The 20,236-nt window shown below is 72.4% G+C and carries 20 protein-coding genes; 17 read left to right on the top strand and 3 right to left on the bottom strand.

Features of this window, described 5'->3' with window-relative positions:
* Positions 1–28 precede the first annotated feature (28 nt).
* Positions 29–2,257: a glycogen debranching protein GlgX gene (gene glgX / locus ESZ52_RS03790; RefSeq protein ID WP_131103764.1), complete on the bottom strand. Its 2,229-nt coding sequence runs from the start codon at positions 2,255–2,257 to the stop codon at positions 29–31.
* A 70-nt stretch (positions 2,258–2,327) separates the two neighbouring features.
* Between glgX and ESZ52_RS03795 the strand changes: the two genes are divergently transcribed.
* From ESZ52_RS03795 to ESZ52_RS03845, 11 genes are all read left to right on the top strand, one after another.
* Positions 2,328–2,945 carry a hypothetical protein gene (locus ESZ52_RS03795; protein ID WP_181009824.1) on the top strand — a complete coding sequence of 206 codons (618 nt, stop codon included), beginning with the start codon at positions 2,328–2,330 and terminating at the stop codon, positions 2,943–2,945.
* Positions 2,942–3,742, top strand: coding sequence for an enoyl-CoA hydratase/isomerase family protein (locus ESZ52_RS03800; protein WP_131103765.1), 801 nt, complete (start codon positions 2,942–2,944; stop codon positions 3,740–3,742). The genes ESZ52_RS03795 and ESZ52_RS03800 overlap by 4 nt, the downstream gene beginning before the upstream one ends.
* 279 nt (positions 3,743–4,021) lie before the next feature.
* Entirely contained in the window at positions 4,022–4,378 is a 357-nt protein-coding gene (locus ESZ52_RS03805) for a PadR family transcriptional regulator (protein WP_131103766.1), read from the top strand.
* A gap of 1 nt (position 4,379) precedes the next feature.
* The gene (locus ESZ52_RS03810) at positions 4,380–5,180 is read left to right on the top strand and encodes a hypothetical protein (RefSeq protein WP_131103767.1); all 801 of its coding nucleotides are present in this window, start codon (positions 4,380–4,382) and stop codon (positions 5,178–5,180) included.
* 17 nt (positions 5,181–5,197) lie between these two features.
* The gene (locus ESZ52_RS03815) at positions 5,198–6,001 is read left to right on the top strand and encodes an HAAS signaling domain-containing protein (RefSeq protein WP_131103768.1); all 804 of its coding nucleotides are present in this window, start codon (positions 5,198–5,200) and stop codon (positions 5,999–6,001) included.
* Between the two features lie 141 nt (positions 6,002–6,142).
* A complete protein-coding gene (locus ESZ52_RS03820) occupies positions 6,143–6,934 on the top strand; it encodes an electron transfer flavoprotein subunit beta/FixA family protein (RefSeq protein ID WP_131103769.1) in 792 nt (263 codons plus the stop codon).
* A 36-nt stretch (positions 6,935–6,970) separates the two neighbouring features.
* Entirely contained in the window at positions 6,971–7,930 is a 960-nt protein-coding gene (locus ESZ52_RS03825) for an electron transfer flavoprotein subunit alpha/FixB family protein (RefSeq protein ID WP_131103770.1), read from the top strand.
* Between the two features lie 77 nt (positions 7,931–8,007).
* The gene (locus ESZ52_RS03830) at positions 8,008–9,216 is read left to right on the top strand and encodes a cysteine desulfurase family protein (protein ID WP_131103771.1); all 1,209 of its coding nucleotides are present in this window, start codon (positions 8,008–8,010) and stop codon (positions 9,214–9,216) included.
* Entirely contained in the window at positions 9,216–10,340 is a 1,125-nt protein-coding gene (gene mnmA / locus ESZ52_RS03835; RefSeq protein WP_131103772.1) for a tRNA 2-thiouridine(34) synthase MnmA, read from the top strand. The genes ESZ52_RS03830 and mnmA overlap by 1 nt, the downstream gene beginning before the upstream one ends.
* A gap of 120 nt (positions 10,341–10,460) precedes the next feature.
* Entirely contained in the window at positions 10,461–11,000 is a 540-nt protein-coding gene (locus ESZ52_RS03840) for a hypothetical protein (protein ID WP_131103773.1), read from the top strand.
* 53 nt (positions 11,001–11,053) lie between these two features.
* Positions 11,054–12,109 carry a uroporphyrinogen decarboxylase/cobalamine-independent methonine synthase family protein gene (locus ESZ52_RS03845; RefSeq protein WP_131103774.1) on the top strand — a complete coding sequence of 352 codons (1,056 nt, stop codon included), beginning with the start codon at positions 11,054–11,056 and terminating at the stop codon, positions 12,107–12,109.
* Here ESZ52_RS03845 and ESZ52_RS03850 read toward each other — a convergent pair whose 3' ends face one another.
* Entirely contained in the window at positions 12,110–12,568 is a 459-nt protein-coding gene (locus ESZ52_RS03850) for a DUF4383 domain-containing protein (RefSeq protein ID WP_131103775.1), read from the bottom strand.
* A gap of 138 nt (positions 12,569–12,706) precedes the next feature.
* Here ESZ52_RS03850 and ligA point away from each other — a divergent pair, with 138 nt between their 5' ends.
* Positions 12,707–14,920 (top strand): NAD-dependent DNA ligase LigA, encoded by a 2,214-nt coding sequence (gene ligA / locus ESZ52_RS03855; RefSeq protein WP_131103776.1) that lies wholly within the window; start codon positions 12,707–12,709, stop codon positions 14,918–14,920.
* 12 nt (positions 14,921–14,932) lie between these two features.
* Entirely contained in the window at positions 14,933–15,358 is a 426-nt protein-coding gene (locus ESZ52_RS20070) for a glutaredoxin domain-containing protein (RefSeq protein ID WP_425600032.1), read from the top strand.
* Positions 15,359–15,403: 45 nt separating this feature from the next.
* Here the strand turns inward: ESZ52_RS20070 and ESZ52_RS03865 are convergent, their stop codons facing one another.
* Positions 15,404–15,763 carry a hypothetical protein gene (locus ESZ52_RS03865; RefSeq protein ID WP_131103777.1) on the bottom strand — a complete coding sequence of 120 codons (360 nt, stop codon included), beginning with the start codon at positions 15,761–15,763 and terminating at the stop codon, positions 15,404–15,406.
* 82 nt (positions 15,764–15,845) lie between these two features.
* Between ESZ52_RS03865 and gatC the strand changes: the two genes are divergently transcribed.
* Genes gatC through ESZ52_RS03885 form a run of 4 tightly spaced genes read left to right on the top strand, consistent with a single transcriptional unit; the run spans position 15,846 to position 20,222 of the window.
* A complete protein-coding gene (gene gatC, locus ESZ52_RS03870; RefSeq protein ID WP_131103778.1) occupies positions 15,846–16,142 on the top strand; it encodes an Asp-tRNA(Asn)/Glu-tRNA(Gln) amidotransferase subunit GatC in 297 nt (98 codons plus the stop codon).
* A gap of 2 nt (positions 16,143–16,144) precedes the next feature.
* On the top strand, positions 16,145–17,701 hold the full coding sequence (gene gatA, locus ESZ52_RS03875; RefSeq protein WP_238154346.1) for an Asp-tRNA(Asn)/Glu-tRNA(Gln) amidotransferase subunit GatA: 1,557 nt from the start codon (positions 16,145–16,147) through the stop codon (positions 17,699–17,701).
* Positions 17,698–19,251 carry an Asp-tRNA(Asn)/Glu-tRNA(Gln) amidotransferase subunit GatB gene (gene gatB, locus ESZ52_RS03880; RefSeq protein ID WP_131103779.1) on the top strand — a complete coding sequence of 518 codons (1,554 nt, stop codon included), beginning with the start codon at positions 17,698–17,700 and terminating at the stop codon, positions 19,249–19,251. Before gatA ends, gatB begins: the two co-directional genes overlap by 4 nt.
* A 35-nt stretch (positions 19,252–19,286) precedes the next feature.
* On the top strand, positions 19,287–20,222 hold the full coding sequence (locus ESZ52_RS03885; RefSeq protein WP_131103780.1) for a 2-hydroxyacid dehydrogenase: 936 nt from the start codon (positions 19,287–19,289) through the stop codon (positions 20,220–20,222).
* The last annotated feature ends 14 nt before the right edge of the window (positions 20,223–20,236 follow it).

Raw genomic sequence — 20,236 nt, forward strand, 5'->3', positions numbered from 1 at the left:
GGACCGGGCCATCCCGACCACGCGGTCGTCAACGCCCCGGCGGAGAGTGCTCGACCCGGCCCACCAGCACGGTGAACGAGGTGGCTCCGGTGGGGCGCACCTCGCCCTGACCCACCACCCGCTGCAGGTCGGCAGGCTGCTCCTGGCTGTCGGCCGCGGCCGGGCGTTCGCTGGTCCAGCGGACGGTCCAGTCGAGCACCCTCTCCAGGGTCGGCAGCCTCACGTCGATGCGGTCCGGCCCGGCGTGCAGCACCAGGGCCACCACCTGGGGGGTGGTGTCCGGGGCGTTGCCCGTCCCGTCGGCGTCCTGGTGGAGGGAGTCGTAGACGGCGACGACCGTGCGGCGCCAGGGGTCCTGCCAGCCCTGCTCGGTGACCTGGTGGCCGTGCTCGTCGTACCAGCGCAGCCGGCTCCGGCCGGGCACGGCGTCGTGCAGCGGGAACTCCGCCGGGCGCAGCACGGCCAGCTCACGGCGCAGCTCCGTCAGGGAGCGGGCGTCGACCAGGACCTCTCGCTGCCAGGGCTCCAGCTGCCAGTCGACCCAGGTGAGGGGGCTGTCCTGGCAGTAGGCGTTGTTGTTGCCCTCCTGCGTGCGGCCCATCTCATCGCCCCCCAGCAGCATGGGCACGCCGGTGGAGAGCAGGACCGTGGCCAGCAGGTTGCGCACCGAGCGCTCGCGGGAGGCCCTGACCAGCGGGTCGGTGCTCGGGCCCTCGACGCCGTGGTTGAAGGACCGGTTGTCACCGTGGCCGTCCCGGTTGTCCTCGCCGTTGGCGTAGTTGTGCCGCTGCTCGTAGGCGGTGAGGTCGGCGAGGGTGAAGCCGTCGTGGCTGGCGACGTAGTTGACCGAGGCCGTCGGGCCGCGGTCGTCGTGGCCGAACAGGTCGGCCGAGCCCGCCAGCCGCGGGGCCAGGTCCCGGATGCCGTGCCCGGGTATGCCGTTCAGCTGCCGCCCGACGTCGGCGAGCCAGAAGCTGCGCACGCCGTCGCGGTAGCGGTCGTTCCACTCGGCCATCGGCCCGGGGAACTGGCCGGTGCGCCAGCCGTGGACGCCCACGTCCCACGGCTCGGCGATGAGCTTGACCTGCGACAGCACCGGGTCGGTCTGCAGGGCGACGTGGAAGGGGTGGTCGCGGTCGTAGGCGTCGTCGCGCCCCCGGGCCAGGGCTGGCGCGAGGTCGAACCGGAAGCCGTCGACGTGGTAGCGCTCCACCCAGTGGCGCAGGGAGTCCAGGACCATGCGGGCCACCATCGGCTCGCGCAGGTCCACCGTGTTGCCGCAGCCGGTCACGTCGATGTCCCGCCCCCGCCCGTCCAGCCGGTAGTAGCTGCGGTTGTCCAGGCCACGCCAGGACAGCGTGGGTCCCTCCCCGCTGCCCTGCTCGGCGGTGTGGTTGTAGACGACGTCGAGGATGACCTCCAGCCCCGCGGCGTGCAGGGCCTGCACCGCGCCCTTGACCTCGTCCACGACGGCCTGGGGATCCTGCGCCGCCGCATACCGGGGGTGGGGGGCGAAGAAGCCGAGGGTGTTGTATCCCCAGTAGTTGCTCAGCCCCTGCCGCACCAGCCTCGGCTCGGAGGTGAAGGCGTGCACCGGTAGCAGCTCGACGGTGGTCACCCCGAGCTCCACGAGGTGCTCGACCACCGCGGGGTGCGCCAGGCCGGCGTAGGTGCCGCGCAGCTCCGGCGGGACCTCCGGGTGGCGCATCGTGAGCCCGCGCACGTGGGCCTCGTAGATCACGGTGTCGGTCCAGGGCACCCGGGGCAGGGTGTCGCCGGCCCAGTCGAAGCGGTCGTGGTCGACGACCACCGAGCGCGGCACGTGGGGTGCTGAGTCGCGGTCGTCGCGCACGCCCGGGTCACCGGCGAGGTGCCCGCCGCCACGCTGACGGTCGACCCGGTGGCCGTAGACCTCGGGCACCCAGCTGACCTCACCCTCGACGGCGCCGGCGTAGGGGTCCAGCAGAAGCTTGGCCGGGTTGTGGCGGTGGCCCTGCTCCGGGGCCCAGGGGCCGTCCACCCGCAGCCCGTAACGGGTGCCCGGGAGCAGCTGCGGCACGCTGTCCCACCAGATGCCGTAGGCGTTGCGGGTCAGGGGGACCGTGGCCGCGTGCGCGCCGTCGTCGCCGAAGACCTCGACCTCCACGGCCGTGGCGTGCCGGGCCAGCACCGCCAGCTCCGGTCCGGCCTCCGTGCGGGTCAGCCCCAGGGGAGGGGGACGGTCCGTGCGGCGGCGCGGACGGCTCAGGGGTGGCATGGCCCCCAAGCCTAGGCGGGCGCACCGGCCGGGCTGCGCGGGCCCGACGGGGAGTCGGTACGTTGGGGGTATGAGCGATCCCACCGCACTCCCGAACTTTCCCCCTCCGCCGGAGGAGCATCCCCTCAGCGGGCGGGTGCTGGACGCGCTGCAGGACCTGCAGATGTCGCCCAACCTCGACCCGCAGGGCGATGTCGCCTTCGAGCTGCGCGGACAGAAGCTCTTCGTCAAGGTCATCGAGGGTGACCAGTTCGACATCATGCGCGTCTTCGGGCAGTGGCAGATTGCCGGCACCGTCCCGGACGACCTGGAGACCCGACTCAACGGCTGCAACGACGTCACCCTGGGGGTGAACCTGGTCAAGGCCGGCATCGCCAACGGCAACCTGGTCCTCGCCGTGGAGCAGATCATCGCCCGCCAGGAGCCGCCGAAGGCCAAGGTCCAGATCGCGACCGGGCTGATCCTGCAGGCGCTGCAGCTGTGGCACCGCAACGTCATCGCCAAGGCGGCCGTGGAGCGGGGCGAGGAGCCCGAGCTGCCCGCCGACGCGCCCGAGGGCACCGAGGTCGGCCCGTGGCTGTCGCTCGGGTCGCAGGGCCGGCAGGGGCAGCAGGGTCAGCAGGGTTCCGGCGGCGACGCTGCCGGTGGCCAGACCGGCCCCGGTGGGGAGCCGGAGGGCCAGGCGTGACCAGGACCGTGCAGACGGCCAGCGAGTTCGTCCGGGTCGAGGTGGACTCCGGCATCGCCACGATCCGCATCGACCGGCCCAAGATGAACCCGCTGTCGATCGAGGTGCAGGACGCGCTGGCGGAGGCTGCGCGGATCGTCACGGCCGACGACCAGGTCGCTGCCGTGGTGATCTACGGCGGCGAGAAGGTCTTCGCCGCCGGGGCGGACATCAAGGAGATGCAGACGATGGGCTACACCGACATGGTGCAGCGCGCGGGCATCATCCAGGACTGCTTCACCCAGGTCGCCCGGATCCCCAAGCCGGTCATCGCCGCGATCGAGGGGTATGCCCTGGGCGCCGGCAACGAGCTGGCCATGTGCGCCGACTTCCGGGTCGCCGCCTCCGACGCCAAGCTTGGGCAGCCGGAGATCCTGCTGGGCGTCATCCCCGGCGCCGGCGGCACCCAGCGCCTGGCCCGCCTGGTGGGCGTCAGCAAGGCCAAGGACCTCGTGTACACCGGTCGGATGATCGAGGCCGACGAGGCGCACGAGATCGGCCTGGTCGACAAGGTTGCTGAGCCGGGTGCGGCCTACGCGACCGCCGTGGAGATGGCCCAGCGCTATGTAGGCGGCCCCGCTTTCGCGCTCCGCGCCGCCAAGGAGGCCATCGACCGCGGCCTCGACGGCGACCTGGAGACCGGCCTGGCGATCGAGGCGATGCAGTTCGCCGGCGTCTTCGCCACCAAGGACCGCGAGATCGGGATGACCTCCTTCGTCCAGGACGGGCCAGGCAAGGCGACCTTCGAGGGACGCTGACAGGACACGCGATAAGTCCGCACAGGACACGCGATAAGGCCCGACAGGACACGCGATAAGGGCCCCACAGGACACGCCAGAAGTCGCAAGAGAGCACGCGAGACGGGCCATGCCACCGGGCACGGCCCGTCTTGCGTGTTCAGTCAGGGCTTTCGGCGTGTTCTGTCGAGCCCTTTGCCGTGTTCTGTGGGGCCTTTTGGCGTGTGCTGTCGCAGGGGGCGGCTAGGTGGTGAGGGCGGCTAGTTGACGTGGCTGACTAGTCTGCAATACGATCTAGTCATGAACACGGAACAGTGGCCGAGCGAGTGGCTGCGCGGCGTGCTCGGGGTGTGCGTGCTGCGCATCCTGCTCGACGGGCCCAGCTACGGCTACGCGATCACCCAACGCCTGGCCGAGGCCGGCCTGGGCACGGTCAAGGGGGGCACCCTCTACCCGCTGCTCGGCCGACTCGAGGAGGCGGGACACGTCGAGGTCGAGTGGCGGCCCGGCGACGGCGGCCCCGGCCGCAAGTACTACGCCCTGACCGAGCAGGGGCGTGCAGAGGCCGGCGAGCAGTCCGCTCGCTGGGCCGACTTCACCAGCACGACGCGCGGCCTCACCGATGCGGCCATCGCGCAGCCGACAGGGAGGAACTGACATGGACGCCAGGGACACGAGACATACCAGCGACACCAAGGGCACGCGGGCCACCGGACCGATCGTCGAGCGCATCTTCGGGGACCCGGGGAGCATCGCCCCCAGTGTCGAGAAGGCCTGGCGCGACGACTTCATCCTCGAGCTGCGACTCCGCTCGGTCAACGGCCAGGCCATCGGCGATGCGCTGATGACGGTCGAGACCCATGTGGCCGAGTCGGGGGCGAGTGCGCACGAGGCCTTCGGCCAGCCCAAGGCCTACGCCGGCGAGATCGCGTCTGCCACCGCTGCAGCAGGCAGTGGCTGGGCCGTGAGTGCGACGACCATCGCCGGGTCGCTGCTGGGTCTGCTCGGGATGTTCTTGAGCGTCGCGGCCTTCACCGGCTGGCTCGAGGGTGAGCCGGTCGAGGTATCGACGGGCGGGCTCGTCGGCTTCGGCCTGGTGATCCTCCTCGCCTCCACCGCCTTCTTCACCGCCACCCTGCGACTGCTGGCGGAGCATCGCTGGATCGTGCTGCCGATCCCGGCCCTGCTCGTCGGGGCGCTGGTCGGCCTCTTCGTCCTGCTCGAGGAGCCGCTCTTCGAGCTGCCCGTCCCGGCGGTGGCAGCCGCGGGGATCATCCTGCTGGTCGCGAGCGTCGCCCTCAGCTGGGCCGAGCAGCCGGCCGACCTGGACCAGGTCAGCGCGCCTGGCCGGAAGCCGTCGGTCAGCACCTTCTCCCAGGTGGCGGCGGCCGCCATCTTCCCGCTCATGACCCTGGTGCTGCTGCTGCTCACCTGGGTCCTCCACCTCATCGTCACCTGACCAGAGAGCGAGTCATCATGAACATGACAGACAGCGGGCACCGTCAGGGCGCCCCGCACGCCACCACCGACCCCGCCGGGGACACCCTCGATCCCCAACGTCTGGCCCCCCACGTCGAGCAGGACTGGGTCGACGCCTTCATCCTCGAGCAGCGGCTCCTCGGCATCCCCGGGGACCGGATCGGCGACGCGCTCGCCGAGGTGGAGAGCCACGTCAACGACTCCGGCGAGGGCGCCCTCGACGCCTTCGGTGACCCCGTGGCCTACGCCCGGGAGGTGGCCGCCGGGCCGCGGGTCGACGATGACCGCGACCCGTCCTGGATCTTCGGCCTGGGACTGGGCCTGGCCGGCATGAACCTCACCCTGTTCAGTACCCACGCCTGGATCGACGGGGAGGGTCGGATGGCGCTGACGGCGGGCCACCTGGTGGTGCTCGGACTGGTGGTCGCGACGCTCGCCCTCCTGCTCCTGCGGTCCGAAGCCTTCCTCCGGTTCGTGCTCCAGCGGCCGTGGGTCTCGCTCGGCCTGTTCGTCCTGCACTTCTCCGCCATGGTCGGAGCGCTGTTCCTGCTGTCGACCCCAGTAGCGCACGTCCCGACGGGCCTCGTCGGCGCCGCAGGGGTCCTCGCCCTGGCCGCAGGCACGATCATGGAGTGGCGCAGCCGGACCGCCGGACAGCTCGAGGACCCGATCCTCGGCCCCGGCGAGAGTCGCCCGGCCCGCGGAGGGCTCGGCTGGTTCGGCTGGCTGACGATCCTGCTCTTCCCGCTGATCACCCTGGCCATGGTCGGCCTCAGCCTGCTGGTGGCGCGACTGTCCTGACGACCCGACCGGACCGCATACCGCCGCCCGCCCCGACCACCGACGTCGGGGCGGGCGGCTGCGCGGGCGGCTGCACGGCAGAGGGAAGGCAGGTGCAAAGATGGGCAACGACCCACAATCTCCTGAACGAGGACGTGAGACGTGAACATCGTCGTGTGTGTGAAGTACGTGCCGGATGCCCAGGCCGACCGCACCTTCAAGGCCGACAACACCACCGACCGCGAGGCGGTGGACGGCCTGCTCTCGGAGCTGGACGAGTATGCCGTGGAGGAGGCCCTGAAGATCGTCGAGGCCGGTGAGGGGGAGATCACCGCGCTGACGATGGGTCCGGACGACGCCGTCGCTGCGGTCAAGAAGAGCCTGCAGATGGGCGCCCACAAGGGCGTGCACGTCAACGACGCGGCGATCGCCGGCTCCGACGCCGTGGCCACCTCGCTGGTGCTGGCCAAGGCCATCGAGAAGATCGGCAGCGAGAGCGGTCCTGTCGACCTGGTCCTCACCGGCCTGGGCTCCACCGACGGCGTGATGTCGGTGCTGCCGGCGATGCTCGCCGAGCGGCTGGGCCTGCCTCAGGTCACCTGGGCCTCCGAGCTAACCGTCGAGGGCGGCACCGCCCGGATCACCCGGCACAACGAGGCGGTCACCGAGACCATCGAGGCGAGCCTGCCGGCCGTCGTCTCGGTCACCGACCAGATCAACGACCCGCGCTACCCCTCGTTCAAGGGGATCATGGCGGCGAAGAAGAAGCCGGTGGAGGAATGGAGCCTGGCCGACCTGGGTGTCGACGCCGCCGAGGTGGGCCTGGGCGCGTCCTGGACCAGCGTGGTCAGCGCGGAGGCCCGACCGCCCCGCCAGGCCGGGGAGATCGTGACCGACGAGGGTGACGGCGGGGCCAAGCTCGTCGAGTTCCTCGCCTCCCGGCGTTTCGCCTGAGCCTGCCCGACAGACTTTCCAGAAGGAGAAGACGACATGAGTGATGTGCTGGTACTGGTCGACCACGTCGACGGGCAGGTCCGCAAGGCGACCTTCGAGATGCTCACCGCGGCGGCCCGCCTGGGCGAGCCGGTGGCGGTCTGGGTCGGGGCCGGCGCTGACGCCGCCGCGGGCGACCTGGGACGGTACGGCGCCACGGGCCTGCTGGTGGCCGACGACCCCGCGTTGACCGACTACCTGGTGGCGCCCCTGGCCGAGCTGCTGGCCGAGCTGGTCGCCCAGCGGTCCCCGGCCGCGGTCCTGGTCGCGTCCACCAACGACGGCAAGGAGATCGCCGGCCGGCTGGCCCTGAAGACCTCCTCCGGCCTGATCACCGACGCCGTAGACGTGCAGCCCGGCGATGGTGGGGTGCAGACCACCCAGTCGGTGTTCGCCGGCAACTACACCGTGGTCTCCCGGGTCGCCAAGGGCAGCCCGGTGGTCGCGGTCAAGCCCAACAGCATCCCCGCGCAGGAGACCGGCGGGTCTGCGCCGGCGGTCGAGCAGGTCTCGGTGCAGGTCTCCGACGCCGCCAGGGCCGCCCGGATCACCGGCCGCACCGCCAAGGAGCAGACCGGCCGCCCGGCGCTGACGGAGGCCGCGATCGTCGTGTCCGGTGGCCGCGGCACCGGCGGTGACTTCGGCCCGGTGGAGGCCTTCGCCGACAGCCTCGGCGCGGCCGTGGGCGCCTCCCGCGCCGCCGTGGACGCCGGCTGGTACCCGCACTCCCACCAGGTCGGCCAGACCGGTGTCCAGGTCTCGCCGCAGCTGTACATCGCCGCCGGCATCTCCGGCGCGATCCAGCACCGGGCCGGGATGCAGACCTCCAAGACGATCGTGGCGGTCAACAAGGACGCCGAGGCCCCGATCTTCGAGCTGGTCGACTACGGCGTCGTCGGCGACCTGTTCACCGTCCTGCCCCAGGCCACCGACGCGGTCAACCAGCGCAGGGGCTGAGCCACCGCGTCATCCCGCAGTCCGGGGCCGACCCGGTCGTGGCGGAGCCCACGCTCTCCTCACCTACCCTGGATGGCGTGAGCACGACCACCTATCTCGACCACGCCGCCACGACCTCGGTGCTCCCCGAGGTCGTGGAGGTCGTGGCCCGCGTCATGGGCCAGGTGGGCAACGCCTCGTCCACCCACGGCCCGGGCCGCCAGGCGCGCAGCACCGTCGAGGAGTCCCGCGAGGACATCGCCGACGCCCTCGGCGTGCACCCCACGGAGGTGGTCTTCACCTCGGGCGGGACCGAGTCGGACAACATCGCCGTCACCGGCTCCTTCCTGGCCCGCCGCGCCGCGGACCCCACCCGCACCCGCGTGGTGACCACCGGCCTGGAGCACCACGCCGTCCTCGACTCCGTGGAGCACCTCGTCGCCGACCACGGTGCCCGCGTCACCTGGGTGGAGCCCACCGTCGAGGGCGCCATCACCCCCGAGGCCCTGCAGGCCGCGCTCGACCAGGGCGAGGGCCCCGCCGACGTCGCCGTCGTCTCGGTGATGTGGGCCAACAACGAGATCGGCACGGTCCAAAACATCCCCGCGCTCGCCGAGGTATGCCGCGCCGCCGGGGTGCCGCTGCACACCGACGCCGTGCAGGCGCTCGGGCAGGTCGAGCTGCCGCTGGACGACCTCGGCAGCGGCAGCGCCCCCGACCTGGTCGCCCTGACGGGGCACAAGATCGGCGGGCCGGTCGGTGTCGGCCTGCTCCTCGCCGCCCGGGGGCAGTCGCCGGAGCCCGCCCTGCGCGGCGGTGGCCAGGAGCGCGGGCTGCGGCCGGGGACGCTCCCGGTGGCCTCGATCGCCGGGCTCGCCACCGCGGTCCGGTATGCCGTCCGGCACCGCGCCGAGCACGCCGCCCGCGTGGCGGCCCTGCGGGACCGGCTCATCGAGGGCGCCCTCGCGCTCGACCCCAGCATCGTGGTGAGCGGCCCCTGGGCTCCGGGCGACACGGCACGACGCCTGCCCGGCAACGCCCACCTGCAGGTGCCGGGCGCTGACAGCGACGCCCTGCTCTACCTGCTCGACGCCGCCGGGATCGCCTGCTCGGCCGGCTCAGCCTGCACCGCCGGCGTCACCCGGCCCAGCCACGTCCTGCTCGCCTGCGGCATCCCCGAGGACCGGGCCCGCGGTGCACTGCGGCTCTCGCTGGGGCGCACCTCGACCGAGGACGACGTCGAGCGCCTGCTCGCGGCCCTGCCCGACACCCTCCAGCGGGCCCGCCTGGCCCGGGCGGCGTCCTGATGCGGGTCGTCGCGGCCATGAGCGGGGGAGTGGACTCCGCCGTCGCCGCCGCCCGCATGCTCGACGCGGGCCACGAGGTCGTGGGCGTCCACCTCGCCCTGGCCCAGTCAGCGGCCACCCTGCGCGAGAGCGCCCGCGGCTGCTGCACCATCGAGGACGCCGGTGACGCCCGGCGCGTCGCCGACCGCCTCGGGATCCCGTTCTACGTCTGGGACATGGCCGAACGCTTCAAGGCCGACGTCGTCGACGACTTCGTCGCCGAGTACGCCGCCGGCCGCACCCCCAACCCCTGCCTGCGCTGCAACGAGAAGATCAAGTTCTCCGCCCTGCTGGACAAGGCGCTCGCGCTCGGCTTCGACGCCGTCGCCACCGGCCACTACGCCCAGGTCGTCGAGGTGCCCGACCCTGCCGTCCCGCAGGAAGTGCGCCGGGAGCTGCACCGGGCCGTGGACATGGCCAAGGACCAGTCCTACGTGCTCGGCGTGCTCACCGAGGACCAGCTGGCCCGCGCCTTCTTCCCGCTCGGCGACACCACCAAGCCGCAGATCCGGGAGGAGGCCAGGGAGCGCGGGTTCTCCATCGCCAAGAAGCCGGACTCCCACGACATCTGCTTCATCGCCGACGGCGACACGCGGGGCTGGCTCGGCGCCCGGCTCGGGGAGCGTCCCGGCCCGATCGTCGACCACGAGGGACAGGTCCTGGGCGAGCACGGCGGCGCGCACGGCTACACGGTCGGGCAGCGCCGGGGCCTCGGCCTCAAGGTCCCCCCTGCCGACGGCTCCAAGAGGTATGTCGTGTCCACCGACACGCGGTCCAACACCGTGGTCGTGGGCCCGGAGGAGCTGCTCGGCGTAGACCTCATCGAGGGTGCCCACCTGCGCTGGTGCGGCCCCGCGCCGACCGGCGAGGTACGGGTGGGAGCCCAGGTGCGGGCGCACGGACAGGAGCACCCAGCCACCGCCCGGGTCGAGGACGGCCAGCGGCTCGTCGTCCACCTGGACGAGCGCATCCGCGGCGTGGCCCCCGGCCAGTCCGTGGTGCTCTACGACGGCACCCGCGTGGTGGGGTCCGCGACCATCAGCGGCACCGGTCGCAGGTCGGGCACGGGAGGGCCGACGCCCTGAGCCGCTGAGCGGCATACCGGTCAGGCTCCCCGCCCCGCACCCCGCGGCGGGCTAGCCTGTGCATCGCCGACCGTGCGTCGGCCCAGGGACCGATCCGCCGACGAAGGAACACCACACACCATGAGCTACCAGCCCGCACCCGGTATGCCGAGCGAGGGCTACGGGACCCAGGCCCCGACGGCTGCCAAGCCTGGCAGCGTCGCGCTGGCGGAGAAGCTGATGTACGGCGGCGCCGCGCTCACGCTGATCAGCGGGCTGCTCGGCCTGTTCACCGACCAGGACGTCCTGCGCGAGACGTTGCGCGACCAGCTCGAGGCGGCCGGTCAGGCCGCCGACGAGGCCTCGCTCGACGCCGCACTGCAGCTGGGCACGATCACCGGGATCATCTTCGCGGTGGTCGGGACCGTCCTCTGGGCCCTCCTGGGCTGGCTCAACGGCAAGGGGATCGGCTGGGCCCGGATCGGGGCCACCATCTTGGGTGTCCTGGGCGTGGTGGTCACGCTGCTCGGTCTGCTCGCGCCCGCCCTGGTCCCCGGGGCCACGACGGAGGCGCTGCCGTTGGTGCTGTCGGTCCTCACGGGCCTCATCGCCCTGGCGGTCGTGGTGCTGCTCTGGCGTCCGGAGTCCAACGCCTTCTTCTCCGCCCGCGCTCGCCGCTGAGACGGGGGAGCGCAGTGACAACCGGGTCGCAGTCCGAGCTTCTTCCTGCAGGGGTGGTCGCCACGGGCATCGGCTCCTGGCCGGGCCACGATGTGCGCGAGGCGTTGCGCGTGGTGCGGGGAGAGCTGGCCCCCGACGCGGCGCCCGACGGTGTCGCGGCCCTGCCCTACCTGCCCGAGCTCCCGGCCCGGGGTCCGGGGGCCGACATGATCGGTCGCACGGCCCAGCTCCTGGTCGACCTGCCGGTCGACCTGCAACCGCAGGGCTGGCGACTCGTCGACCGGCCCGGGAGGGACGCCGAACGGGCGCGGTCGCTGTGGCGCCAGGACCTCGATGAGCTGGCCGAGGTCTTCGACGGTTATGCCGGCCCGCTCAAGGTGCAGGTCGTCGGCCCGTGGACGATGGCGGCCGCGCTGTGGAAGTCGCTCGGTGACAAGGTGCTCGGCGATCCGGGCGCCACCCGCGACCTCGCCGACTCCCTCGCCGAGGGGGTCGGCACCCATCTGCGCCAGGTGCGTTCGCTGGTCCCGGGGGCGCAGCTGGTCCTGCAGGTGGACGAGCCCTCGCTGACCGCCGTGCGGCAGGGGCACATCCGCTCCGAGTCGGGTCTGCGGGTGCTGCGCACCCCCGAGGCCGAGGAGCTGGTGCAGCTGCTGGCGCGCACCGTCGAGGGCGCGCGGACCGCCGGGGCTGTTCGGGTCGTGGCCCATTCCTGCGCGGCCGGCGTGCCGGTGGAGGTGTTCCAGCAGGCGGGGGCGGACGCCGTGAGCCTGGACGTGACGCTGCTCGACCGGCGGGGCTGGGAGGCCGTGGGCGCCCTGCTGGACGGGGGTATGTCGTTGTGGGCCGGCGTCCTGCCGGTCGAGGGGGGAGCCGACGCGACCAGTGGACGACCTCGAGGGCAGGAACGGAAGGAACGGCGTGATCAGCGCACGCGGCTGGAGGATCTGGTTCGTACCTGGCGGGAGCTGGGGCTGCCGCTGGCCGACCTGAACCGCCTCGGCGTCACGGTCCCCTGCGGCCTGGCGGGGCTCACTCCCGATACCGCCCGGAGGACGACTGTCGCGACGGTGCGCGCCGCTGAGTGGCTGGCCGGGGCCAGCGCCTGATCAGCGGGCGACGTCGCGGTCGTGGCGGCGGTCCCCGTCCTTGTCCCGCGGCCAGAGGGCGATGGCCAGACCGGCGACGGTGCTGGCCAGGTGCAGCCAGTTGTCGGCCCAGTTCAGGTTCAGGAAATTCAGGTCGGAGTTGTCGACCGCGAAGAGTCCGTAGATGAACGTGGCGCCGTAGCCGATGGCGAGCAGCCAGCCGTACAGGCGGGCGCGGGCGTCGGTGCTCCACAGGACCAGGCCGGCGACGCCGATGATGATGTGGACGACGTTGTGGAGGGGGTTGACCGCAAACCCGACCAGGGTCTGGTCGTGGTCATGCTCGGTGAACCCCTCGAAGCCGGTCACGAAGAAGCCGGCGATCCCCACCAGGGTGAAGACGATGCCGATCGCCAGGGCCAGGTACTGGTGGGGGCCTCGGGATCTGGTGCTGGTCGTGGTGGTGGGTCGGGTGGCCATGAGTTCCTCCTGGGTGGTGTGAACAACTCCCGTCTCAACAGTCCCACCGGCAGACCTCCCGGGCGCGCCGAACACCCATAGCGACGGACCCCTCCGGTCGGGCGAGGGCCTGTCGGAGATCTTTGCCAAGATGGGGCGGTGAGCCAGAGCAGCCCGGACGGCACCGCGTCCACCACCCCCAGCCCGGTCGAGGACGACGTGCCGGAGCAGGCCAGGCACTCCTGGACCGACCTCGTCGAGCGCATTCGTCAGCACCAGTTCGCCTACTACGTCAAGGACGCTCCCACCGTCAGCGACGCGGAGTTCGACACCCTCCTGCGCGAGCTGCAGGCCTTGGAGGAGGAGCACCCGGGGCTGCGGGTGCCGGACAGCCCGACGCAGGTGGTGGGCGGCACCTTCTCCACCGAGTTCACGGCGGTCGACCACCTGGAGCGGATGCTCAGCCTCGACAACGCCTTCAGCCTGGAGGAGCTGGACGCCTGGGCCGAGCGGGTGGAGCGAGACGCCGGGGGCGCCGCGGTGCACTACCTGTGCGAGCTGAAGATCGACGGACTGGCCGTCAACCTGCTGTACGAGGACGGCCGGCTGGTCCGGGCCCTCACCCGGGGCGACGGGCGGACGGGCGAGGACGTCACCCTCAACGTACGCACCATCGAGGGGGTACCGCTCCAGCTGCGGGCGCCGGAGCAGCAGCAGGCCGAGGGGGTGGCTGAGGAGGCCGCCGTGGTCGAGGGCGGGGCCGAGGAGGTCGAGCCGGTGCCCGTGCCCCGGCTGGTCGAGGTGCGGGGCGAGGTCTTCCTGCCGGTCAGCGCCTTCGAGGAGATCAACGCCGCGCTGGTCGAGGCGGGCAAGGCCCCCTACGCCAACCCCCGCAACACCGCAGCCGGCTCGCTGCGGCAGAAGGACCCCCGCATCACCGCCCAGCGCGGCCTGCGGATGCTCGTGCACGGCATCGGTGCCCGGGAGGGCTTCGAGATCACCCGCCAGTCCCAGGCGTACGAGCTGCTGGCAGCCTGGGGGCTGCCGGTCTCCGACCGGGCCACGGTGCTCTCGTCCATGGACCAGGTCCGGGACTACGCCACCTACTACGGCGAGCACCGGCACGACGTCGAGCACGAGCTGGACGGGGTCGTCGTCAAGGTCGACGAGGTCGCGGTCCAACGCCGGCTCGGGTCCACCTCCCGAGCCCCCCGGTGGGCGATCGCCTACAAGTACCCGCCCGAGGAGGTCACCACCAAGCTCCTCGACATCCGGGTCGACGTCGGCCGGACCGGCCGGGTGACTCCGTGGGGCCTGATGGAGCCGGTGCTCGTGGCCGGCTCGACCGTGGAGCGGGCCACCCTGCACAACCAGTACGAGGTCGAGCGCAAGGGCGTCCTCATCGGCGACACCGTCGTGCTGCGCAAGGCCGGTGACGTCATCCCCGAGATCCTCGGGCCCGTCGTGGACCTGCGCGACGGCTCCGAGCGGACCTTCGTCATGCCCACCCACTGCCCCTCGTGCGGCACCGAGCTGCGCCCGCAGAAGGAGGGCGACAAGGACTGGCGCTGCCCCAACGCCAAGGAGTGCCCTGCGCAGCTGCGTGAGCGGCTCTACTCGCTGGCCTCCCGCGGTGCGTTCGACATCGAGGCGCTGGGGTCGGAGGGGGTCAACGCACTGCTGGACGCGGGCGTGCTGACCAACGAGGCCACCCTGTTCTCGCTCACGGCGAAGGACGTGGCCACGGTGCCGATCTACACCCGCGCGGCGAAGAAGACCGACCCCGAGGACGCCGTCGTGGACGGCCGCGTGCTCTCCGCCAACGGGCAGAAGCTGGTGGACAACCTGGAGCAGGCCAAGCGCCAGCCGCTGTGGCGGGTGCTGGTGGCCCTGTCGATCCGGCACGTCGGCCCGACCGCGGCGCGCGCCCTGGCCACCGAGTTCGTCTCGATGGACGCCATCCGGTCCGCGTCTCTGGAGCAGCTGGCCGCCACCGAGGGCGTGGGCCAGGTGATCGCCGAGTCGGTCAAGGAGTGGTTCGCGGTCGACTGGCACGCCGAGATCGTCGAGCGGTGGGCCGTCGACGGCGTCCGCATGGCCGACGAGCGCGACGAGTCCGTGGAGCGCACCCTGGAGGGCCTGACTGTCGTGGTCACCGGCTCCCTGGAAGGGTTCTCCCGTGACGAGTCCAAGGAGGCGATCATCAGCCGCGGCGGCAAGGCGTCCGGCTCGGTGAGCAAGAAGACCGACTACGTCGTGGTCGGCGCCAACGCCGGGTCCAAGGCGGACAAGGCCGAGGAGCTCGGCGTCCCGGTCCTCGACGAGGCCCAGTTCGTGCGCCTGCTTCAGACCGGCAGCCCCGACGAGACCTGACAGACTGACCTGATGCGCTGGCTGTGGATCCCGATGCTCGCCCTGGTGGCGGTCGTCACCGGCTCTGCGGTCCGCGACGGCGACTACGGCCTGGCCGCTGCCTATCTCGTCATCGGGCTGCTGCTCGTCTGGTGGCTCTCCCCCTTCCGCGGCGGCCGTACCACCACCCATCAGGAGGTCTTGGCCATGTCCGACACCGATCGTCCCGTCGTCATCTACTGGCGCCCCGGGTGCGGCTACTGCGCCCGCCTGAAGTCCTCGCTCGGGGCCGGGGGCGACAAGGCCGTCTGGGTCAACATCTGGCAGGACGAGGAGGCCGCCGCCTTCGTGCGCAGCGTCAACGACGGTAACGAGGTCGTGCCGACCGTCGTCATCGACGGCACGCCGCACACCAACCCCGACCCCGCGCTGGTCAAGGACCGGCTGTCGGAGGTCTGAGCTCCCCGTCGACCTCGTGCAGGTCGTTGACGAAGCGCAGGCCCATCAGGTGTCGTCCAGCGCCATCGGGTCGTCGTAGTCGACGACGAAGGAACTGGGCCGCTCCAGCACCAAGCCGTCAGGCCGCCGGACCGGTTCGACCTCCGTGGGTGGCGTGCGCGGGCGCGAGGCCCAGACGGTGCTGGTGTAGGGCGGCTCGGTCTCCCTGCCTACCCGACCCTCGTGCCGGGTGGTGAGCTGCCACGGCCGGCGCAGCCAGGCCTCGACCCGCGTGGTCACCTCGGCCGGCCGCTCGAAGGGAGCCCGCCGGTGCGTCCAGTGCAGGGTGCGGAACCGCCACGGCGAGCTGCGGGCGAGAGCGCGCAGGTCGTCCGCGTCGGGGATGCTGGTCAGGCTCCGGCTCACCGCTCCATGCTCACCCCGGTGTCAACCAGGGTGGCCGGGGCAGCGACCGGAACGGCCTCCGGCGGCACCTAGACTGGCCCGCATGTCCAACCTCTCGCGCGACGACGTCGCGCACGTCGCCATGCTGGCTCGCATCCAGCTCGAGGACCACGAGCTCGACCGCCTCGCCGGCCAGCTCGACCAGATCGTCGACTGGGTCGGCCAGGTCAACGAGGTCGCCGCCGACGACGTGCCGCCGATGTCCCACCCCCTGCCCCTGGTCAACGTCACCCGGTCCGACGAGGTGCGGCCCAGCCTGTCCCAGGAGGACGCGCTGGCCAACGCGCCCGCGGCGGAGGACGGCCGGTTCGGCGTCCCGCGCATCCTGGACGAGGAGTGAGGATGGAGAGCACCGGCATGACGACCGCTGGCAACACCACCGGTGACCTGACCCGGCTCACCGCCCTGCAGATGGCCGACGCCCTCGCCGCGGGCGAGGTGACCTCCGTGGAGCTGACCCAGGCCCACCTGGACCGCATCGAGGCAGTCAACCCCAGCCTCAACGCCTTCCTGCTCGTCGACGCCGACGGCGCCCTGGCCACCGCCCGCGAGGTCGACGAGGCCCGCGCCCGCGGCGAGGAGCTGCCCCGGCTGGCGGGCGTGCCCGTCGCGGTCAAGGACATCGCCTGCACCAGGGGGCTGACCACCACCGCCGGCAGCCGGATGCTGGCCGACTTCGTCCCGCCCTACGACGCGACCATCGTCGCCAGGCTGCGTGACGCCCGGATGCCGATCCTCGGCAAGACCAACATGGACGAGTTCGCGATGGGCTCCTCCACCGAGCACTCCGCCTTCGGGCCGACCCGCAACCCCTGGGACCTGGACCGCATACCCGGCGGCTCCGGCGGGGGATCGGCCGCCGCGGTTGCCGGCTTCCTGGCGCCCCTCGCGATCGGCTCCGACACCGGCGGCTCGATCCGCCAGCCCGGCGCCGTCACCGGGACGGTCGGCGTCAAGCCGACCTACGGCGGGGTGAGCCGCTACGGCGTCATCGCCCTGGCCTCCTCGCTGGACCAGATCGGCCCCTGCGCCCGCACCGTCGCCGACGCGGCGCTGCTGCACGAGGTGCTCGGCGGGCACGACCCCCTGGACTCCACCAGCATCGACGCACCCGTCCCCCCCGTGGTCGCCGCCGCGACCGGGACCCGCGACCTGACCGGTCTTCGGGTCGGCGTCGTCCGGGAGATCGGCGACACCGGGGAGGGCTCGGCCTTCCAGCCCGGCGTCATCCAGCGCTTCGAGGAGGCCCTGGACCAGCTCCGTGAGCTGGGCGCCACGGTCGTGGAGGTGTCCTGCCCCCACTTCGTCTACGCGATGGCGGCCTACTACCTCATCCTGCCCTCGGAGGCCAGCTCCAACCTGGCCCGCTACGACGCCATGCGCTACGGCGCCCGCACCACCCCGGAGGGCAGCCCCAGCGCCGAGCAGGTGATGGCCGCCAGCCGCGACGACGCCTTCGGCGACGAGGTCAAGCGCCGCATCATCCTGGGCACCTACGCGTTGTCCAGCGGCTACTACGACGCCTACTACGGCCAGGCCCAGAAGGTCCGCACCCTCATCGCCCGGGACTTCCAGGCCGCCTTCGAGCAGGCCGACGTCCTGGTCAGCCCGACCGCGCCGACCACCGCCTTCCGCATCGGCGACAAGATGCAGGACCCCATGGCGATGTACCTCAACGACATCGCCACCATCCCCGCCAACCTGGCCGGCGTCCCCGGCATGTCCATCCCCTCCGGCCTGGCCGAGGAGGACGGGCTGCCCGTCGGCGTCCAGATCCTCGCCCCCGCCATGGAGGACCAGCGTCTGTATGCCGTGGGCGCCGCCCTGGAGGAGGCCCTCCGGCAGGCCCAGGGCGGCTACGTCTTCGAGAAGGCTCCCGAGATCGAGGTGAGGTCATGACGCTCTCCACCCGCCCCGTCCACCAGGAGGACACCGTCCCCTACGAGCAGGCGCTCGAGCGGTACGAGCCGGTCACGGGCCTCGAGGTCCACGTCGAGCTCAGCACCGCCACCAAGATGTTCTGCGGGTGCGCCACCGGTTTCGGGGCCGAGCCCAACACCCAGACCTGCCCCGTCTGCCTCGGCCTGCCCGGCGCCCTGCCGGTCGTCAACGCGGCAGCGGTCGAGTCGGCGATCCGGATCGGCCTGGCGCTCAACTGCTCCATCGCCGAGTGGTGCCGCTTCGCGCGGAAGAACTACTTCTACCCCGACATGCCGAAGAACTTCCAGACCTCGCAGTACGACGAGCCCATCGCCTTCGACGGCTGGCTGGACGTCGAGGTCCCCGCCAACGAGAAGGGCGAGCCCGCCTTCACCTTCCGCGTGGAGATCGAACGCGCGCACATGGAGGAGGACACCGGCAAGTCCACCCACATACAGGCGGACGGCCGCAGCAGTCGTATACATGGCGCCGACTACTCGGTCGTCGACTACAACCGGGCCGGCATCCCGCTCATCGAGATCGTCACCAAGCCGATGCTGGGCGCCGGTGACCGCGCTCCCGAGGTGGCCCGCGCCTACGTCGCGGCGCTGCGCGACCTGCTGCTGGCCCTCGACGTGACGCACGGGCGGATGGAGCAGGGCAACATCCGCTGCGACGCCAACGTCTCCCTCATGCCCGTCGGCTCCGAGGTCCTCGGCACACGGACCGAGACCAAGAACGTCAACTCCCTGCGCTCGGTGGAGCGCGCCGTCCGCTACGAGATCACCCGGCACGCGGCGATCCTCGACGCCGGGGAGGAGGTCTTCCAGGAGACCCGGCACTGGCACGAGGACACCGGCATCACGACCGCCGGGCGGCCCAAGTCCGACGCCGACGACTACCGCTACTTCCCCGAGCCCGACCTCGTCCCTGTGGCCCCCAGCCGCGAGGACGTCGAGCGGCTGGGCGCGACCCTGCCCGAGCCGCCGGCCGAACGCCGCCGCCGGCTGCAGGCCGCCTGGGGCTTCTCCGACCTGGAGATGCGCGACGTCGTCAACGCCGGTGCCATCGAGGTCATCCAGGACACCGTCGCCGCGGGGTCCACGCCGGCCGCCGCGCGCAAGTGGTGGTCCGGTGAGCTCGCCCGCCGCGCCAACGCCGACGGCGTGGCCGTCACCGACCTCGGCGTCACGCCGGCCGACATCGCCGAGCTGGACTCGCTGGTCGGCGCCGGTCGCCTCAACGACTCGATGGCCCGGCAGGTGCTCGAGGGCGTCGTCGCCGGCGAGGGCACGCCGACCGAGGTCGCGGACGCCCGAGGGTTGGAGCTGGTCCAGGACGACTCGGCCCTGCAGGCCGCGGTCGACACAGTGCTCGAGGCCAACCCCGACGTGGTCGAGCGGATCCGGGGCGGCAAGGTCCAGGCGGTCGGTGCCCTCATCGGCCAGGTGATGAAGCAGATGCGCGGACAGGCTGACGCCGCGCGCGCGCGCGAGCTGATCCTGGCCACGCTCGAGGTCGAGGGCTGAGCGCCATCGCCGGCTCAGACCCTCGCCCCGGACCTATGGTCGCAGCCGTCCCGGAGGAGCTGCGTGACCTGCTGGAGCCGCTGACGGGCGTCGAGGTGCGCTTCTACGACCCGCGCGACACCGGCACGGTCCCCGGCGGGGGCGTGGACGTCGACGTCTTGGCGCTGCCGATGATCGCCGGGCCGTGGCTGGAGCGCCTCGACGAGGTCCCCGGGCTGCGCGCGGTCGTGCTCTCCTCCGCCGGCTACGAGCACGCGCTGCCCTCCCTGCCGGCCGGGGTCGCCCTGGCCAACGCGGTCGGGGTGCACGACACCGCGACCGCCGAGCTGGCGCTGACGTTGATGCTTGCTGCCCAGCGGTACCTGCCCAAGCACGTGCTCGCCCAGCAGGCGCAGACCTGGGACCGCTCGACGCCGGGGGGTATGCCGTGGCGCTCGCTGGCCGACTCCACCGTCCTGGTGCTGGGGTACGGCGGGATCGGGCGGGCGCTGACCCGGCGCCTGCTGGCCAGCGAGTGCGAGGTGCTCGCCGTGGCGAGCACGGACAAGCCGGGGGACGACCTGGTCGACCGGGTGCACGGCATCGACCGGCTGCCCGAGCTGCTGCCGCGTGCCGACGTCCTGGCCATCAGCGTGCCGCTCACCGAGCGGACCGCCGGACTGGTCGGGAGGGAGGCACTGGCGTCCATGCCCGAGGGCGCCCTCGTCGTCAACGTCGCCCGCGGCGGGGTGGTCGACACCGATGCGCTAATGGCCGAGTGCGCCTCCGGGCGGCTTCGCGCCGCGCTGGACGTCACCGACCCCGAACCGTTGCCCGACGGGCATCCCCTGTGGTCCACCCCCGGCGTGCTCGTCGTGCCGCACGTCGGCGGAGCCTCGCCGGCCTCGATGCCGCGGATGGCGCGCTACCTGCACAGCCAGCTCACCGCATACCGGGACACCGGGCGCCTGCAGCACCTCGTCGTGCCGTAGCCCGCAGGGCGCGG

It is taken from the genome of Ornithinimicrobium sufpigmenti (assembly GCF_004322775.1).
In the GTDB taxonomy this organism is placed as follows: domain Bacteria; phylum Actinomycetota; class Actinomycetes; order Actinomycetales; family Dermatophilaceae; genus Ornithinicoccus; species Ornithinicoccus sufpigmenti.

Bases quoted from the DNA above. Each gene is read 5' to 3' on its own strand.
- glgX (WP_131103764.1), bottom strand. From the start codon at position 2,257: ATGCCACCCCTGAGCCGTCCGCGCCGCCGCACGGACCGTCCCCCTCCC.
- ESZ52_RS03795 (WP_181009824.1), top strand. From the start codon at position 2,328: ATGAGCGATCCCACCGCACTCCCGAACTTTCCCCCTCCGCCGGAGGAG.
- ESZ52_RS03805 (WP_131103766.1), top strand. From the start codon at position 4,022: ATGAACACGGAACAGTGGCCGAGCGAGTGGCTGCGCGGCGTGCTCGGG.
- ESZ52_RS03810 (WP_131103767.1), top strand. From the start codon at position 4,380: ATGGACGCCAGGGACACGAGACATACCAGCGACACCAAGGGCACGCGG.
- ESZ52_RS03815 (WP_131103768.1), top strand. From the start codon at position 5,198: ATGAACATGACAGACAGCGGGCACCGTCAGGGCGCCCCGCACGCCACC.
- ESZ52_RS03825 (WP_131103770.1), top strand. From the start codon at position 6,971: ATGAGTGATGTGCTGGTACTGGTCGACCACGTCGACGGGCAGGTCCGC.
- mnmA (WP_131103772.1), top strand. From the start codon at position 9,216: ATGCGGGTCGTCGCGGCCATGAGCGGGGGAGTGGACTCCGCCGTCGCC.
- ESZ52_RS03840 (WP_131103773.1), top strand. From the start codon at position 10,461: ATGAGCTACCAGCCCGCACCCGGTATGCCGAGCGAGGGCTACGGGACC.
- ESZ52_RS03850 (WP_131103775.1), bottom strand. From the start codon at position 12,568: ATGGCCACCCGACCCACCACCACGACCAGCACCAGATCCCGAGGCCCC.
- ESZ52_RS20070 (WP_425600032.1), top strand. From the start codon at position 14,933: ATGCGCTGGCTGTGGATCCCGATGCTCGCCCTGGTGGCGGTCGTCACC.
- gatC (WP_131103778.1), top strand. From the start codon at position 15,846: ATGTCCAACCTCTCGCGCGACGACGTCGCGCACGTCGCCATGCTGGCT.
- gatA (WP_238154346.1), top strand. From the start codon at position 16,145: ATGGAGAGCACCGGCATGACGACCGCTGGCAACACCACCGGTGACCTG.
- gatB (WP_131103779.1), top strand. From the start codon at position 17,698: ATGACGCTCTCCACCCGCCCCGTCCACCAGGAGGACACCGTCCCCTAC.
- ESZ52_RS03885 (WP_131103780.1), top strand. From the start codon at position 19,287: ATGGTCGCAGCCGTCCCGGAGGAGCTGCGTGACCTGCTGGAGCCGCTG.